Source organism: Micropepsis pineolensis, from assembly GCF_055392125.1.
On the sequence record NZ_AP042408.1, the window covers coordinates 2045636 to 2061711 of the forward strand.

A 16076-nucleotide genomic window follows, 5' to 3' on the forward strand; every position below is an offset into this window, starting at 1 on the left:
CGCGCCTTGGGTATATAATCCGACAGATGGCGCGATAACAGAGGCTTTCGTGATGGATGCTTGGGAATGGAATAAAATTGCGGCGGCGATCCTGTGCGCTTTGGCGTTGGTGATTGCCCTGCGTTTTGGTGCCGATGCCGCGTTTAACGTGGTACCGCTGGCCAGACCCGCTTATGTGCCCCCTGTTCCGCCACCACCAGCCCCGCCCGCGGCAACCCCGGCCAGCGCCCAGAGCAATGGCGATGGTGCGGTGGCCACGCCGGATGCGGCTGGTGGATCGGTTTCTGGTGGGGCGGCGCAGGCCAAACCGGGCAGTAAGAGTACCAAATTGTGATTCCTACACTGCTGACGGTTCTGCCAAGGGCCTGGGATGACCTGTGGCAGACCAGGCTGGCTGATGGCCGTTTGCGCCTGATCAAGCAGGGCATCGATAGCTATGCGCCGGACGAAATCGATTATGTGCTGAGTTTCCGCCCGCCGCCGGGGCTGCTGGCCAGCCTGCCCAGGCTTAAGGCCGTGTTTTCGATGGGGGCGGGCATCGATGGTTTTCTGCATGGCGGTGATTATCCGGTTCGGGTGCCGCTGTACCGTTTCTGCGATCCAACTCTGACCGTGGAAATGGCGCAATATGTGCTGATGTATGCGCTGATGCACCATCGCCGGGTGGCGCATTTCGCCGAAGGACAGAAACAGGTCGAGTGGCGTCAGGCGATAATGCCGCGCCAGACCCAGCAGACCCGGATCGGTGTGATGGGGTTAGGCGAAATCGGCGGCTTTGTTGCACGGCGTTTCGTCGAACTGGGCTTTAGGGTGGCGGGCTGGTCGCGTACTCGTAAAACTTTGCCGGGGATCACCAGCTTTGCTGGTGCGGGGGAGCTGGATGCCTTTTTCGCGGCATCCGACATTACGATCTGTCTGTTGCCGCTGACGGATGCGACCCGGGGTATTTTGAACGCGGCCGCTTTCACGGCCATGCCCCGTGGTGGCTATGTCATCAATGTGGCGCGCGGTGCCCATCTGGTGCCGGAAGATCTGATCGCGGCGCTGGATCGTGGCCATTTGGCCGGGGCGGTGTTGGATGTGTTCGAGACCGAGCCGCTGCCCAAGGATAGCCCGCTGTGGCATCATCCCAAAATCATTGTCACCCCACATATTGCCTCAATTTCGCAGCCACTTGTGGCCGCCGATTATGTCTGGGCCGGGATCGAGGCGATTGAGCAGGGCCGCATGCCTGATGGTGCCGTGGACATCGCCCGGCAATACTGAGCCATCGCAGATGGGGCTTTGAGGCTTTACGCGGCGCGGGCGGTTGATGCGGATCGGGTCGCACTGCTGACGATAAAGCCACTCACCAGTGTGTTCAGCTTCTCGGTTTCGGACGCCAGACTGACCGACGCGGCGTTGCTTTGTTCCACCATGGCGGCGTTTTGCTGGGTGGTGCGATCCATCTGACCAACCGCCTGGTTGACCTCCTGAACGCTGTACAATTGTGCCCCGGCCGCTTCTGCGATGCTGCTGATCAAGGTATCGATACGGTTGATCTCGGCAATAATTTCTTTCAGCGCCGTGCCGGTTTCACCGACATGTTTGACGCCGAAGGCAACATGCTCCCCGGATTCCCGGATTAGCATCTTGATGTTTTGCGCCGCTTCGCGGGACCGGCCTGCCAATGCGCGGACTTCCTGTGCCACCACGGCGAAGCCGCGTCCGGCATCCCCGGCGCGGGCGGCTTCGATCCCGGCGTTGAGGGCAAGCAGATTGGTCTGAAACGCGATTTCGTCGATGACGCCGGTAATATCGGAAATCTGCCGCGACGAATTTTCAATCCGTGCCATGGCTTCAACCGCAGTATCGACGACTTTATCACCGGTTTCCGCAGCTTTCTTAACAATGATGGTGTTATTTGCCGCGTCTTTGACGTTTTGGTTGGTTGCCTTGACGGTATTGGTGATTTCTTCCATCGCCGCAGAGGTTTGTTCCAGCCCGGCAGCCTGCTGTTCGGTCCTGCGCGCCAAATCACCCGAGGCGTTGGCGATTTCGCCCGCCCCTGATTTGATGCTGGCGGTGGAGTCGGTGACGGTCTGCATGGCGTGATCGATATTCTTGACAGCCAGATTAAAGTCGTCGGCGATTTTGCTCAGGGCACCCTCGAAATTTTCGGTAATGCGACAGGTCAGATCGCCCGCTGCCAGTGCGGACAGGGCCTTGCTCATCGATGCAACACAGGTGTTGATGATGCGGTCCTGAGCCGCCTTCTCCTGTTCGATGGCATCGCGATAGGCCCATATCGCCATATCCATATCGAGCATGACGGCGATATTGATGGCATCGATCACGGACTTCAGTCTGTCAGGATCATCATTGTAGGCGTCAATCGCCAGCCCATGCAGCATGCCGAGTACAAACTGATATCCGGCGATATACCAGCGCGGTTCCAGGCCGATTTTCTTATGTGCCATACCAATGCGGTAAACCGCCTGCATATGATCTTCGTCGATCATATGGTTGAATAAACGCTCCCAATGCTGGCTTTGAGCGGATTTCAGCCGGTCCGTCTGATTGCCGATAATGGTCGCCAGTGCGGGCTCAGCCTGCACGTGGTCGTAAAACTTATCCAGAACGTCTTTCAGCTGGGGTTTCACTACGCCCCAGAATTCCTGCAAAAGCCCGAGCTTTTGTTGGTCCATCCGGGCGTAGCGCAACCGTTCTGCAATCCGGAAGCGTTCAGACACGTCCTGCATGCTGGTCTCCTGGCTTTCTCACGCGAGATGGGGGCGCAGCGTGGGTGTAAGCAATGCGTGAATAGTGCCTGCCAAACATTAATAGAATTATACTGATGCGGGAAATCTGTTTTTATTAACGCATCAATGCTTGGTTGGTGTAATAAAAAAGCGGTTTCCGTTAAAAATACAAAATAAAATAATGTTAATGACTACAGCGTCAACCCATTAAATATTGATGATAGAACGTGACATTGTAGTGTCAGGCATCAAATACCGTCGTTAATCAAAGCGCTGTCGCCACGATGGTTCCGGCGCTTTGTGCGGCGGTCAAGCTGCGGGCGACATCGCCAAAGACCGGGCCCCAATCCCCATTATATTGCTGGCGGAACAGTCGGGCGCTGGGGTACCACGGGCTGTCGGCCCGATCCATCAGCCAGCGCCAGTCGGGAACCGCTGGCAGCAGGAGCCAAAGCGGTTTGCCCAGCGCCCCGGCAACATGGGCAATCGCAGTATCAACTGAGATCACCAGATCCATTTCGGCAATTAGGGCGGCAGTATCGGAAAAATCGTGCAAAACATCGCTATGACACTGAACAAAAGGCAATGCGGTCAGGATGGCGGCATCTTCCGAACGAATTTCCTTTTGCAGGCAGTGGAATGCGCATGGCAATCCCAAAAGGGGGGCGAACTGCGCCACGGAGATCGAGCGTTTTCGATCCGGCGCAGTGCCCTGTTTGCCAGCCCATGTCAGGCCGACGCGTAGCTCTTTGCGGGCGCCTAACTGTTGCTGCCACCAAAGGCGTTTGCCGGGATCGGCGGACAGATAAGGCGTAGTGCCCGGTATGGTGCCCAGCCGGGTTTTAAACGCACGCGGCAGGCTCATGGTGGGGCAATGCAGGTCGAAGTCAGGCAGTGTGCTACCTGCCTGGATCAGGGTAAGCTGTCCCGGCGCTGCGGTTTTGCCCAAACTGGCCAGCAGTGCAAGCAAGGTCCCGGGCACTTCAAATAGCACACGGGCGCCCTGAGCCAGTACCAGCGGGATATAGCGGGAAAACTGTACCGTGTCGCCCAAGCCCTGTTCGGCATGGATCAATATGGTCTTCCCGGAAATATCTTCCTCGCCCGTCCATAAGGGTTGTGTGAACGGACGCACCGCATGGGCCAGCGATGGGCTGTGCCAACGCCATTCATAGCCGTCCCAGCCATTGGCCATGTCACCACGCAGCAGGTCGATGATCGCCACATCCCAATGGGCATCGGCATCCTGGGGGCAAATTTCCGCCGCATGGGCATAACTGGCACGAGCTTCGTCAAAGCGCTTGAGTTCACGCAGGACATTCCCGCGGTTGATCCAGATATTGGTGTTGTGTGGGTCCAGTGTTACCGCGATCTCGAGATCGGCCAGCGCATCTTCAAAACGATACAGGTCTCTCAGTGTGTTGCCGCGATTGCCGTAAAGTATGGCTGCCTGCGGGTAAAGTCTGATGGCGTGGTCGAATGCGGTGAGGGCTTCTTCCAGCCGGCCTAGCTGGCGTAGGGCGTTGCCGCAGCTGCAATAGGCTTCGGGGAGGTTGGCATCGAGCGCCAGCGCGTGCTCGCCACTGATGATGGCATCTTCGTAGCGCTGCAGTTCATTCAGCACATTGCTACGGTTGCAATAGGCTTTGGCGTAATTTGGCGCCATGGCAATGGCATTATCAAAACAGAGCAGCGCTTCATTCAGTCGCCCGATTTTTTCCAGCCCGATACCAAGATTAGAGGCGGTTTGCGGCTGCGCTGGCGATAACTGCAACGACTGCGCCAGCAAGGCAACGCACGTATCGCTATGGCCCTGTTGCAGCTCTAATATACCGTACAGATTGAGTAATTTTATACTGGTGGGAAATCGCGGCTGATATTGCCGACAAAGCGCAACCGCCTGGCCAATATCGCCAGACTGCATCAACTGCATCGCCTGCTGAAAAATCGCTGTGGCACCAGTATCGGAAAGAGCATCCATTAAGGTGGCATCGCCTGAAGTATGCGATGCATTTAAAACAAAATGACGTCACGCTTCAATGATGTCTGACGCCATTTTGTGTAAAATACTGTGTTAATCTGACCATTGTGCCGGGGTGCGGTCCCAGCGGTGGGCGCGCAGGGCCGTGATCAGATCGGCGGGCAGGGGCCCCTTGGCGGCATAAGACTGGTTGGCCGCGACATGTTCGGGCTTGCGCATACCGGGGATCAACGTGGTCACTGTCGGCTCGCTTAAGATAAAGCGGATGGCCAGTTCAGGCAGGCTCATGTCTTCAGGCAAAACGGCCTTCAGCGCATCAACATGTTCGATGGTGCGCTTTAAGTTTTTCGGATTGAAATAACGGGCCCGCCAGTCCCCCGCTGGGAAGGTGGTTTCAAGGGTCATCTTGCCGCCCAAGCTGCCTTCATCAAGTGGCACACGGGCGATGACGCCGACATTATGGGTGCGGCAGGTCGGGAACAGTACATCTTCAGGGGCTTGATCGAAGACGTTGTAGATGACCTGAACGCTTTCGACCAAACCGGTTTCAATCGCTTTTATGCCGTTATTGGGCTGCCAACGGTTCAGGCTGAGACCAAAGGCGTTGATAATGTTGCGGGCCTTCAGTTCTGCCACGGTGTCCTGCCACTCGCCATCCTCTGCCCAGGCATCTTCCCAGACATGAAATTGTAACAGATCAACCGGGCGGCCAAAGGCGGCCTTGATCTTCTCGGCGTGGACGACAACGTGATCGTGCGGAAAAATATCGTGTAACGGCTTTTCCGGGTTGCTCGGCCATTTGCCGTCCGCCGGGGGGATCTTCGAGGCCAGCACCAGCGGTTTTTCGGAAAATTCACGGGCGATCTGCCCCAGCAGAGCATCACTGTGGCCTGCGCCATAGGCAAAGGCGCTGTCAAAAAACGTGCAATCGTTTTGTACCGAATGGCGTAAGGCGGTCAGGCTTTCATCGTCTTCCGAACCCGTCCAGCCGCTCATCCCCCAAAGACCGTGGCCCAGTTCACCAACGGAAAATCCACTCTTACCTAAAATGCGTTTGCGCATATTTCTTCCCCTCTAATCCCAATACCAATGCTGTTTGTTATTTTGTCAGTCATTTTCGGCATATTTCGGCGGCTATTGCAATCTCTGCGGGGGATCTGCGTACGCAAGGCTGCTATGCATAAAAAATCCCGGTCAACAAAATGTGAGCGGCTGTGCAAAATATGAAACATACGTAATGGGTAAAAAAAGCCCCCGCATGTGCATCACATGCGGGGGGTAGGTTAGTTGCTACAGCTACGAAGCAAAAATTACTTCTTGGCAGTCTTGGCTGGCGCCGGCGCTTCGACTTCGGCTTCGTCTTCGTCGCGTTCATAGGCTTCGACGAAGGGGCGGCCATAATAGCTGTCGAGCAGGAGCTGCTTGAGCTCGCTCATCAGCGGGAAGCGCGGGTTTGCACCAGTGCACTGGTCGTCAAAGGCCGCCACGGCGATTTCGTCAACCTTGGCCAGGAAGTCAGCCTCGGCAACACCAGCCGCTTGAATGGACATGGGGATGTCCAGTTCCTTTTTCAAGGCGTCAACCCAGGCAATCAGGTTGTCGACCTTGTTCGCTGTGCGAGCGCCACCGAGCTTCAGGCTGTCGGCGATTTCCGCATAACGGGCGCGGGCCTTCGGGCGGTCATACTGCGAGAACGCCGTCTGCTTCACCGGGTTGTTATTGGCGTTGTAGCGGATGACGTTGGTGATCAACAACGCGTTGGCCAGGCCGTGCGGAATATGGAACGCCGCGCCGATCTTGTGCGCCATCGAGTGGCAAACACCGAGGAAGGCGTTGGCGAAAGCCATACCGGCAATGGTGGCACCGTTGTGGACCTTTTCGCGGGCGATCGGATCCTTGGCACCGTTCTTGTAGGAAGACGGCAGGTAATCCTTCAAGAGCTTCAGGGCCGTCAGGGCGTGGCTGTCCGAATATTCGGTGGCCATGACCGAGACATAGGCTTCCAGAGCGTGGGTCACCGCGTCGATACCGCCGAATGCGGTCAGCGACTTCGGCATGTTCATCACCAGGTTGGCGTCGATGATCGCCATGTCCGGGGTCAGAGCATAGTCAGCCAGCGGGTACTTCATGCCGGTGGCGTCGTCGGTCACAACCGCGAACGGGGTGACTTCCGAACCCGTGCCCGAGGTGGTGGTGATCGCAACCATTTCGGCTTTGATGCCCATCTTCGGGAACTTGTAGATGCGCTTGCGGATGTCCATGAAGCGCAGCGCCAGGTCTTCGAAGTGCACTTCGGGGTGCTCGTACATGACCCAGATGACCTTGGCCGCGTCCATCGCCGAACCACCGCCAACGGCGATGATCACATCAGGCTTGAAGACATTCGCCTTGGCCACGCCCTTGCGGACGGTGGTCAGGGTCGGATCGGCCTGCACATCGCTGAAGACATCGACTTCAATGCCCTGCGCCTTGAGCAAGCTGACCGGTTCGTCAATGAAGCCACTGGTGAACAGGAAGCTGTCGGTGATGACCAGTGCGCGCTTCTTGTCAGCCAAATCCTTGAAGGCTTCTTTCAGGCAGCCGCGCCGGAAATAAATCGATTTCGGCACTTTATGCCAGAGCATGTTTTCCTCGCGTTTCGCAACGGTTTTCTTGTTGATCAGATGCTTCGGACCGACGTTCTCGGAGATGGAGTTACCACCCCACGAGCCGCAGCCCAGCGTCAACGAGGGCGCAATGTTGAAGTTGTACAGATCGCCGATGCCGCCATGCGACGACGGCATGTTGACCAGAATACGGGCCGTCTTCATGCGTTCGCCAAAGGTGGTAACGCGTTCCGGATGGCCGTCCTGATCGGTATAGAGCACCGAGGTATGCCCTATACCACCCAGCGCAACCAGCTCGGCTGATGTGTCGAGGGCCGCCTTGAAGTCCTTGCGGTGATATAGGGCCAGGGTCGGCGACAGCTTTTCATGGGCGAAGGCTTCGTCCTGAACGTTGTCAACCTCGGCGATCAGCACCTTGGTGTTCGGCGGGACCGTGATGCCAGCCATTTCGGCGATCTTGATCGCCGACTGACCGACAACCTTCGGGCTCAACGCGCCTTCGGGGAACACGGTCTGACGCACGGCGCCGATTTCGTTACTCGACAGGACATAACCGCCATGGGTGATGAAGCGTTCACGCACCTGCGGATAGACCGCGTCAACCACAACCACAGCCTGCTCGGAGGCGCAGATCATACCGTTGTCGAAGGTCTTCGACATCAGGATCGAGGCGATGGCGCGCTTAATGTCGGCGTGCTCGTCGATCAGAACCGGGGCGTTACCCGCACCGACGCCGATGGCCGGCTTGCCCGAAGAATAGGCCGCCTTCACCATGCCGGGGCCGCCGGTGGCGAGGATGAGGTTGATGCCTTTGTGGCGCATCAGGGCGTTGGACAGATCCAGCGTCGGCTCGTCGATCCAGCCGATGATGTCGGCGGGAGCGCCAGCGGCAACTGCGGCGTCGAGCACCAGCTTGGCAGCGGCGCAAGTCGACTTGCGGGCGCGCGGATGCGGGCTGAAGATGATGCCGTTGCGGGTCTTCAGGCTGATCAGCGACTTGAAGATCGCGGTCGAGGTCGGGTTGGTTGTCGGCACAATACCGCAGATCACCCCGATCGGCTCGGCGATCGTCATCGTGCCGCCTTCCTCGTCATTGTCGAGGATGCCGCAGGTTTTGGTGTCTTTGTACTTGTTGTAGATGTATTCCGACGCGAAGTGGTTCTTCGTCACCTTATCTTCGGCGACGCCCATGCCGGTTTCTTCTGCGGCCATGATGGCCAGCGGAATACGGGCATCAGCAGCAGCGAAAGCGGCGTTGCGGAAAATCTTGTCAACCTGCTCTTGGGAGAAGGTGGCGAAAACGCGCTGTGCCGCCGTTACGCGGGCAACCAGTGCGTCCAATTCGTCAGCATTCGTTACGGACATAAAAAAACTCCTGTCTTCCTGATGCGGCACCTTTGCCATAGGCATGCCGCGTTTTCATGACGGTGTCACACGCCGATACATTTCGGTGTCGCGTGCCTGGAAATTTGGGGGGGCAGAAGAATATGGCATCCCCAAATCGAGGGTTTCTCCTTTTCAATGCGAACATTTATTGTTTTTTCGCAGTTGCACCAACGCAATCGCAGCAACCGAAGCCATACGACTGCTTAATGCCTTAGATGCGGCTGAGATATATAGATTTTCTGGATTGCTGCAATGCCGCAAAGTGTGACATTCTATCCCGTGAATTTCACAAAATACTACAGTGGTGTAATGCCCAAGTGAAAGGCTAAGGATCGACATAGTGTCGATTGTGTTACCGTTGCAAAGGCTTGCGTCGGAAACGTAAATGGTGACCCTTGAATGGGCTGGCGCGGCAAGTGGATTTGGGTTGGTTGGCAGTCATGGCAGATGTGAGAGTGATTCTGGTATCGGCGGTGGCGCTGGTCGATGATGTGGGGCGGGTTTTGCTGGCTCAACGTCCGGCCGGTAAAAACCTTGCAGGCTACTGGGAGTTTCCCGGCGGCAAGCTGGAAGCCGGTGAGGCGCCGGAAGATGCGCTGATCCGCGAGCTGAACGAGGAGCTGGGAATCACTGTGGCGCGGGATGATCTCGAGCCGCTGACATTTGCCTCGCATCCTTACGATAAATTTCATCTGCTGATGCCGCTTTTTCTGTGTTGGCGCTGGCAGGGGCTGGTTGTGGCGCGCGAGCATAGTGCACTCGAATGGGTGGCGCCGGATCGGCTGATGGATTACGCACTGGCCCCGGCGGATATTCCCCTGGTGCCGCAGTTGCGGGCGCGACTTTAACAGACGACACCCATTAAATCATAAAATATCTGTAAAATATAAAATACTGTTGCCTGTGTGTGGGAAATACGCTGTTATGCCGCCCCATGAGCCATAATCCGTCCCATCTGCCATCCGCTGCCGCCCCATCGGGGGCGGGCCGGCGCATTAATGTCCACTATCGCGTGGTCGGCGATGCCGCCACCATCGAAGCGCGCGCCAAGGCCATTGCAGTTGAGCAGTCGGTCGAAATGCCGGTTGCTGCCATTGATGCGCCTGATGTCCTCGACAATATCGTTGGGCAGGTTGGCGGGATTACCGACCGCGGCGATGGCAGCTTTGACGTTCATATTGGGCTGGCGTTGGAAACCACCGGTTTACGGGCGGGGCAGCTTCTTAACATGCTGTTTGGCAACAGTTCACTGCAGACCGATGTCACCCTGATCGATGCCGATTTGCCAAACACGCTGGCGCAGGCTTTGGGTGGTCCGAATGTCGGTTTGAAGGGGGTGCGGGCCCGTGTTGGTGCCGTTGGTCGTGCGCTGACCTGCTCGGCATTGAAGCCGCAGGGCTTACCCGTCGCTGATCTGGCCCGTCTGGCCGCGCAAATGGCCGAAGGTGGCCTTGATTTCATCAAGGACGATCACGGCCTGGCCGATCAGGCCTACAGTCCCTTTGCCGAGCGGGTGCCCGCCATTGCCGAGGCTGTGGCCAAGGTGGTCGCCCATACCGGGGTGACGACATCTTATCTGCCGTCCCTGAACGGCACGCTGGATGATCTGCGCCAGCAGGTTGCGCTGGCGCGGGACAGCGGGCTGGAAGGGGCGCTGATTGCACCGATGATTGTCGGCGTTGACAGTTTCGTGGCCATTAAGCAGGAAAACCCGGACTTTGCCTTTATGACCCATCCGGCCTTTGCCGGGGTGGCGCGGATTGCCCCGGCGTTTCAGTTCGGTAAGCTGTTCCGCTTGTTGGGCGCCGACGCGGTGGTGTTTCCCAATTTCGGTGGCCGTTTCGGCTATACCCCCGAGGAGTGTCTCGAACTGGCACAAAATGCGGTGGCTGGTGATACCGTCCGTTCGGCGGTGCCGGTGCCAGCCGGTGGCATGACGCTGGAGCGCGTGCCCGAGATGCTGGATTTCTATGGCCCGGATGTGATGGTGCTGATCGGTGGTGCGCTGCTGATGGCGCGTAAGGATATTGCGCGTGAAGCGGCCCGCATTGTCGATATCGTGCGTTCAAAGGAAATAAAATGAGTGAATCCGTCCGCCGTTTCGAGGATTTTCGTTGGCAGGCCACCGATTTGCTGGCCTATAAGGAGGAGGGCACGGCCCCCTTCAAAGCGATCACCCGGCAGGTGCTGTTCAAGCAGCCTGAGCTGAAATCGGAGTTACGCTATTTCGAGGTGGCACCGCACGGTTTCTCGACGCTGGAGCGTCACGAGCATATGCATGGCGTGCTGATCCTGCGCGGGCGTGGCCGCTGCCTGAACGGGGATTTCGTCGGCCCGATCAACACCTATGATCTGGTCACCATTGCGCCGCAGACCTGGCACCAGTTCCGCGCCGATGACGAGCCGCTGGGTTTTTTGTGTATGGTCAATGTCGAGCGTGATAAACCGCAACTGCCCAGCGCTGAAGATCTTGCGGCACTGAAGAAAAATCCCGCCATTGCGGCATTTCTGGAAGATCGCTAACGCAACGAGCGCAAAAGTGGGAACCGGTTTTGCGCGCAAAGTTGCGTCAAAAAAGAATCCCAATAAACGAGCGCAAAAGTGGGAACCGGTTTTGCGCGTACAGTTGCGACATAGAAAAAGCGCGCCGGTGATGCCGACGCGCTTTTGATATTTTTTGTCGTGTGTCTTATTTCGCTTTGATGCGTGCTTCGGCCAGTTCGTCGGCTTCAACATGCGGGGGGCGGCCACTTTTGGCCGACTGGGCGAAAACATTGGCGATGGTGTCGGCAATCGCATCCACGCGGGGGGCGACTTCCTTCTCCGACCAGTTGAGGCATTCCGAGGCGACCGAGATGATGCCGCCACCATTGGCGACGTAATCCGGCGCATACAGAATATTCTTCTTCTGCAATTCATAGCCCATGGCGTCTGACGCCAGCTGGTTATTGGCCGCACCACACACCACCGGCGCTTTAAGCCGCGGCAGGGTTTCCGGATTGATCGCCAGACCAAGCGCGCAAGGGGCGTAAACATCGCACGACACGCCTGCAATTTCGTGCACGGAAACCGCGTGGGCCCCGAAATCCTGGACGGCCTGTTCGACCGCGACTTCATTGGTGTCGGCAACGATCAGTTTGGCACCGGCTTCGTTGAGAAAGCCGCACAGCGCATGGCCAACATGGCCGACGCCTTGCACCGCCACGGTCAGACCGTGCAGATCATTCCAGCCCAGACGTTCCTTCACCGCAACCTTCAGCGACAGAAACACGCCTTTGGCGGTCCAGGGCGAGGGATCGCCACTGGTGATACCCGAAACGTATTTTGTGGTGCTGGCGACGTCCTGCATATCGGCGACCGAGGTGCCGACATCTTCCGCCGTGATGTACTGACCATCAAGCTGTTCGACCATCGCGCCATAGGCCTTGAACAGTGCGGTGCGCGCGGCGGCATTGGCAAAGCTGGCGGGCGCCATAATGACGGCCTTTGCCCCGCCCAGCGGCAGGTCGGCGGTGGCGTTCTTGTACGACATACCGCGAGCAAGACGCATCGCGTCGGCCAGGGCATCTTCGTCTTTTTCATACTGCCAGACGCGGCAGCCGCCAGCGGCCGGGCCGCGTGCCGTCGAATGAATGGCAACAAATCCGCGTAAATTCACGCTTTCGTCAGCAAAGGCGCAAACCCGCTCGTAACCGTCTTTAGGGATGGTAGTAAGTGTCAGCATCAAGGTCTCCTGTGACGGCTGTGAGGCTACACCGTGTTGTTAAGAAATGTCCTTCCTATATTGCAGGAAATCCCTGTTGTAAGGTATAGTTCATCCCCATATTCGGCAATATTAGGGTACGAAAATGCATGAAGGGCTGGATGCGACCGATTTGAAGCTGCTTGGGCTGATGCAGAATGATGCCGCCTTGTCGGTCGCCGATCTGGCGGAAAAGGTCGGCATGTCGCAGTCACCCTGCTGGCGGCGGGTGCAGCGCTTAAAGGATGAAGGCTATATCACCCGTCAGGTGACGCTGCTCGACCGGCGCAAGCTTGGCCTCAACACACAGGTTTTCGCCCGCATCAAATTATCCGCCCATGGTCGTGCCAATCTGACCGATTTTTCCAAAGCCGTGGCAGCTTTCAGCGAAGTGATGGAATGTTACGTACTGATGGGCGGTGACGATTTCCTGTTGCGTATCGTCACCAAAGATGTCGAAGCCTATGAGCGGTTTTTCTATGACCGTCTTTCGCAATTACCCGGCGTACAGGAAATCAATTCTGCCATTGCGTTATCGGATGTTAAGGCGACCACGGCTTTGCCGCTGGAGCCGCTGGCCGTGGAAAAGCCGCGGCGCAAGGGAACGGCAAAAAACGAACACCGCGAATAAAGCGGCACAATACTCTGTGATCGGATTTTGCCTGCGTGGCGTTTGGGGCTGGCCCGCCCGCAGGCTTATGCTGACAACGATTCGGATTTGATTGGACTGGCATCATGCGTTTATGGCGGTTTGCAGCGGTTTTCCTTGCCCTGCTGGCAGTGGGACTGGCTTCGGGCCTGACGTCACCTGCCTTTGCACGCGGGGCGCCGGATTCCTTTGCGGATCTTTCCGGCCGGCTTTTGCCCACCGTGGTGGGCATTTCCACCACCCAGACCGTGCGCGGTGTGCAGAAGAACGCTGATTTCTCGACGCGTCTGCAGGATATTTTTAAGAAATCGCCGGGGACCAAGGCTTCGGTGCACCATATCACCTCGGTCGGTTCGGGGTTCATCATTGATGCGTCGGGTTTCATCGTCACCAACAACCACGTTGTTGAAGGGGCCGACAAGATAGAGGTTTCGCTTAACAATGGCGAAACTCTGGCGGCCAAACTGGTCGGCCGTGATGAAAAGACCGATCTGGCGCTGATCAAAGTGCAGCCCAAAAAGCCCTTACCGTACGCCCATTTTGGCGATTCCAACCGGGCGCGTATCGGCGAATGGGTTATCGCCATCGGCAACCCCTTCGGGCTTGGCTCAACCGTGACGGCGGGGATCATTTCGGCGCGCAACCGCAATATCGAAATCGGCGATTATGACGATTTCATCCAGACCGATGCCCCGATCAACAAGGGCAATTCCGGTGGTCCGTTGTTTGACATGGATGGCGCGGTGATCGGGGTCAATTCGGCGATCTTTTCCCCTTCCGGTGGTTCGGTCGGCATCGGCTTTGCCATCCCCTCCAATATGGTGCGCGATGTCGTTGCGCAGCTGCGCCAGTTTGGGGCGGTGCATCGCGGCTGGGTCGGCATGAATGTGCGTCAGGCCGAAAATGGCGGGGCGCTGGTGACCGGGGCCGCGTCGGGTGGTCCGGCGGCACTGGCGGGTTTGCGCAGTGGCGATGTCGTCATCGGTTATGACGGCAAAAAGGTCTCGGATTCGCGCGATCTGGCCCGCATGGTGGCGATGACGGCGGCGGGGCGCAGTGTGATGGTCGAAGTCCTGCGCGGCAAGGCGCGGATGAATCTGCGCCTGACGATACAGCCCTACAAGACCGCGCCCAAAGCGCCGCCGGCTAAGTTACGGCATTAGCCAATGATGTCCGCGTCGGTATAGCCCTGAAGATAGAGCAGGGCGCAAAGATCGCCATGGTCGATGCGGGCCCCGGCTGCGGCGGCGACCACCGGCTTGGCATGAAACGCCACGCCAAGGCCGCCCGCTTCACTGGCCCGGCCAATCATCGCCAGATCATTGGCGCCATCGCCCACCGCGAGCGTCTGGGCCAATGACAGACCAAGACGGGCGGCTTCGTCTTCCAGCGCGGCAAGCTTCGCCTCCTTGCCCAGGATCGGTTCGCCGACGGCACCGGTCAGCGTCTCGCCATCGTCGATCAGGTGGTTGGCACGGTCTTCATCAAACCCGGCGGCGGCGGCCACGCGGGAGGTGAAATAGCCAAAGCCACCGGAAACCAGCAAGGCACGGGCGCCGTGGGCCTTCATTGTCGTGAGCAGGCTTTTGGCACCGGGGGTAAGGTGGATGCGTTCGTCCCACACCGATTGTAAGGCGGCGAGCGGCAGACCTTTGAGCAGGCCGACGCGTTCGCGTAACGCGCCGGCAAATTCGATCTCGCCACGCATCGCCCGTTCGGTAATGGCGGCGATATGGCTTTTCAGACCAGCGAAATCGGCCAGCTCGTCCAGACATTCGGCGGTGATGATGGTCGAATCCATATCCGCAATCAGAAGTTTCTTGCGACGCTCGGCTGTGGCCACCAGATTGATGTCGGCCTTGACGTTTACGGCGTGTTCGCGGGCCTGGGTCAGGATGGTTTGGGGCTGGATTTCGGCGCGCGCGTCCGTCAGGGCAATATCGAACGCTTTTGCTGGCGACAACCAGTGTAAATCGCCGTATGAACGGAAAATATCCGCCAGCTTTTCCGCTTCGTTTCCAGCTTTTTGGGCCACCACGTTCAGAACATGCGCGACAGTCACTTTCCTTACCCCCATGATTGCGATGCGGTGCTTATCGCAGGCCCAACCGCCAGCGGCAAGTCGGCGCTGGCCCTTTCCTGGGCCCGGGCCATGGGCGGGGCGATCATCAACACCGATTCCATGCAGGTCTATGCCGAGCTGCGTATTCTGTCGGCCCGGCCCAGTGTCGCAGACGAAGCCGCCGCACCGCATCTGCTCTATGGCCATGTTCCGGTCAGTGAATGCTATTCCCTTGGCCGTTTCCGGTGCGAGGCGGCGCAAGCCCTGGCACAGGTTCGGGCCGAAGGTTTGATACCGATCTTTACCGGTGGGACCGGGATGTATTTTGCCGCCCTGACCGAGGGGCTGGCCGCCGTGCCGCCAACGCCGGACATGGTGCGGGCCGCGGCACGCAAAAAGCTTGAGAATATTGGTGTTGCCGCACTGCATGCCGAGCTTGATCGCCTTGATCCGCTGACGGCGGCCGGGCTGCGCCCCAGTGATCCGCAGCGGGTCTTGCGTGCCTATGAAGTGTTCATGGCGACGGGCACGCCGCTGGCCGAATGGCAAAAGCAAAATCAGCCGCCGGTGCTGGCGGGGCTGAAGTTGGCAAAGTTCGTGGTTGATCTGCCGCGCCCGGTATTGCGGGACCGTATTGCGCTGCGCTTTCGTCAGATGTTGGCCATGGGGGCGGGGGGCGAGGCGGAAGCCTTGCGCGGGCTGGACCCGGCTTTGCCCGCCGCAAAGGTGCTGGGTTTGCGCGAAATTCTGGCGATGGCCGACGGCACCATGGCCGAGGGGGAGGCGGTCGAAAAGGCCATCACCGCCACCCGTCAGTTTGCCAAGCGTCAGGCGACATGGAATCGCAACCGCATGGCCGACTGGCAGCGAATAGCGTTAAGCGCGTAGCTTAAGGTGGATTAACCTTTT

The 16076-nt window shown here is 58.1% G+C and carries 14 protein-coding genes; 8 read left to right on the forward strand and 6 right to left on the reverse strand.

Annotation, left to right across the window (positions count from 1 at the left end; translation table 11 throughout):
• The first annotated feature begins 52 nt into the window (after positions 1-52).
• A complete protein-coding gene (locus ACZ5RI_RS09110) occupies positions 53-334 on the forward strand; it encodes a hypothetical protein (protein WP_464511548.1) in 282 nt (93 codons plus the stop codon).
• Positions 331-1266, forward strand: a complete 936-nt coding sequence (locus ACZ5RI_RS09115; protein ID WP_464511552.1) for a 2-hydroxyacid dehydrogenase — start codon at positions 331-333, stop codon at positions 1264-1266. Before ACZ5RI_RS09110 ends, ACZ5RI_RS09115 begins: the two co-directional genes overlap by 4 nt.
• 26 nt (positions 1267-1292) lie before the next feature.
• On the opposite strand, the gene ACZ5RI_RS09120 is transcribed toward ACZ5RI_RS09115, so the two are convergent.
• The 4 genes from ACZ5RI_RS09120 to adhE all read right to left on the reverse strand — a co-directional run bounded on the left by ACZ5RI_RS09120 (position 1293) and on the right by adhE (position 8693).
• Entirely contained in the window at positions 1293-2741 is a 1449-nt protein-coding gene (locus ACZ5RI_RS09120) for a methyl-accepting chemotaxis protein (RefSeq protein WP_464511556.1), read from the reverse strand.
• Between the two features lie 265 nt (positions 2742-3006).
• Positions 3007-4722 (reverse strand): tetratricopeptide repeat protein, encoded by a 1716-nt coding sequence (locus ACZ5RI_RS09125; RefSeq protein ID WP_464511560.1) that lies wholly within the window; start codon positions 4720-4722, stop codon positions 3007-3009.
• Positions 4723-4815: 93 nt separating this feature from the next.
• Positions 4816-5784 (reverse strand): aldo/keto reductase, encoded by a 969-nt coding sequence (locus tag ACZ5RI_RS09130; protein WP_464511566.1) that lies wholly within the window; start codon positions 5782-5784, stop codon positions 4816-4818.
• Between the two features lie 248 nt (positions 5785-6032).
• Positions 6033-8693 carry a bifunctional acetaldehyde-CoA/alcohol dehydrogenase gene (adhE, locus tag ACZ5RI_RS09135; protein ID WP_464511570.1) on the reverse strand — a complete coding sequence of 887 codons (2661 nt, stop codon included), beginning with the start codon at positions 8691-8693 and terminating at the stop codon, positions 6033-6035.
• Between the two features lie 461 nt (positions 8694-9154).
• Here adhE and ACZ5RI_RS09140 point away from each other — a divergent pair, with 461 nt between their 5' ends.
• The 3 genes from ACZ5RI_RS09140 (at position 9155) to ACZ5RI_RS09150 (ending at position 11237) form a co-directional block, all read left to right on the forward strand.
• Entirely contained in the window at positions 9155-9562 is a 408-nt protein-coding gene (locus ACZ5RI_RS09140) for a (deoxy)nucleoside triphosphate pyrophosphohydrolase (RefSeq protein WP_464511574.1), read from the forward strand.
• An 86-nt stretch (positions 9563-9648) separates the two neighbouring features.
• Positions 9649-10797 (forward strand): RuBisCO large subunit C-terminal-like domain-containing protein, encoded by a 1149-nt coding sequence (locus ACZ5RI_RS09145; protein WP_464511578.1) that lies wholly within the window; start codon positions 9649-9651, stop codon positions 10795-10797.
• Positions 10794-11237: a cupin domain-containing protein gene (locus tag ACZ5RI_RS09150; protein ID WP_464511583.1), complete on the forward strand. Its 444-nt coding sequence runs from the start codon at positions 10794-10796 to the stop codon at positions 11235-11237. The genes ACZ5RI_RS09145 and ACZ5RI_RS09150 overlap by 4 nt, the downstream gene beginning before the upstream one ends.
• Positions 11238-11403: 166 nt before the next feature.
• Here ACZ5RI_RS09150 and ACZ5RI_RS09155 read toward each other — a convergent pair whose 3' ends face one another.
• On the reverse strand, positions 11404-12438 hold the full coding sequence (locus ACZ5RI_RS09155; protein ID WP_464511588.1) for a Leu/Phe/Val dehydrogenase: 1035 nt from the start codon (positions 12436-12438) through the stop codon (positions 11404-11406).
• A gap of 124 nt (positions 12439-12562) precedes the next feature.
• Between ACZ5RI_RS09155 and ACZ5RI_RS09160 the strand changes: the two genes are divergently transcribed.
• Both ACZ5RI_RS09160 and ACZ5RI_RS09165 read left to right on the forward strand, forming a co-directional pair.
• Positions 12563-13087, forward strand: coding sequence for an Lrp/AsnC family transcriptional regulator (locus tag ACZ5RI_RS09160; RefSeq protein WP_464511593.1), 525 nt, complete (start codon positions 12563-12565; stop codon positions 13085-13087).
• A 104-nt stretch (positions 13088-13191) separates the two neighbouring features.
• The gene (locus ACZ5RI_RS09165; RefSeq protein ID WP_464511597.1) at positions 13192-14268 is read left to right on the forward strand and encodes a S1C family serine protease; all 1077 of its coding nucleotides are present in this window, start codon (positions 13192-13194) and stop codon (positions 14266-14268) included.
• Here ACZ5RI_RS09165 and serB read toward each other — a convergent pair.
• Positions 14265-15182 (reverse strand): phosphoserine phosphatase SerB, encoded by a 918-nt coding sequence (serB, locus tag ACZ5RI_RS09170; RefSeq protein ID WP_464511602.1) that lies wholly within the window; start codon positions 15180-15182, stop codon positions 14265-14267. The genes ACZ5RI_RS09165 and serB overlap by 4 nt on opposite strands.
• A 12-nt stretch (positions 15183-15194) precedes the next feature.
• On the opposite strand from serB, the gene miaA reads away from it, so the two are divergent.
• Entirely contained in the window at positions 15195-16055 is an 861-nt protein-coding gene (gene miaA, locus ACZ5RI_RS09175) for a tRNA (adenosine(37)-N6)-dimethylallyltransferase MiaA (RefSeq protein WP_464511606.1), read from the forward strand.
• Positions 16056-16076 lie beyond the last annotated feature (21 nt).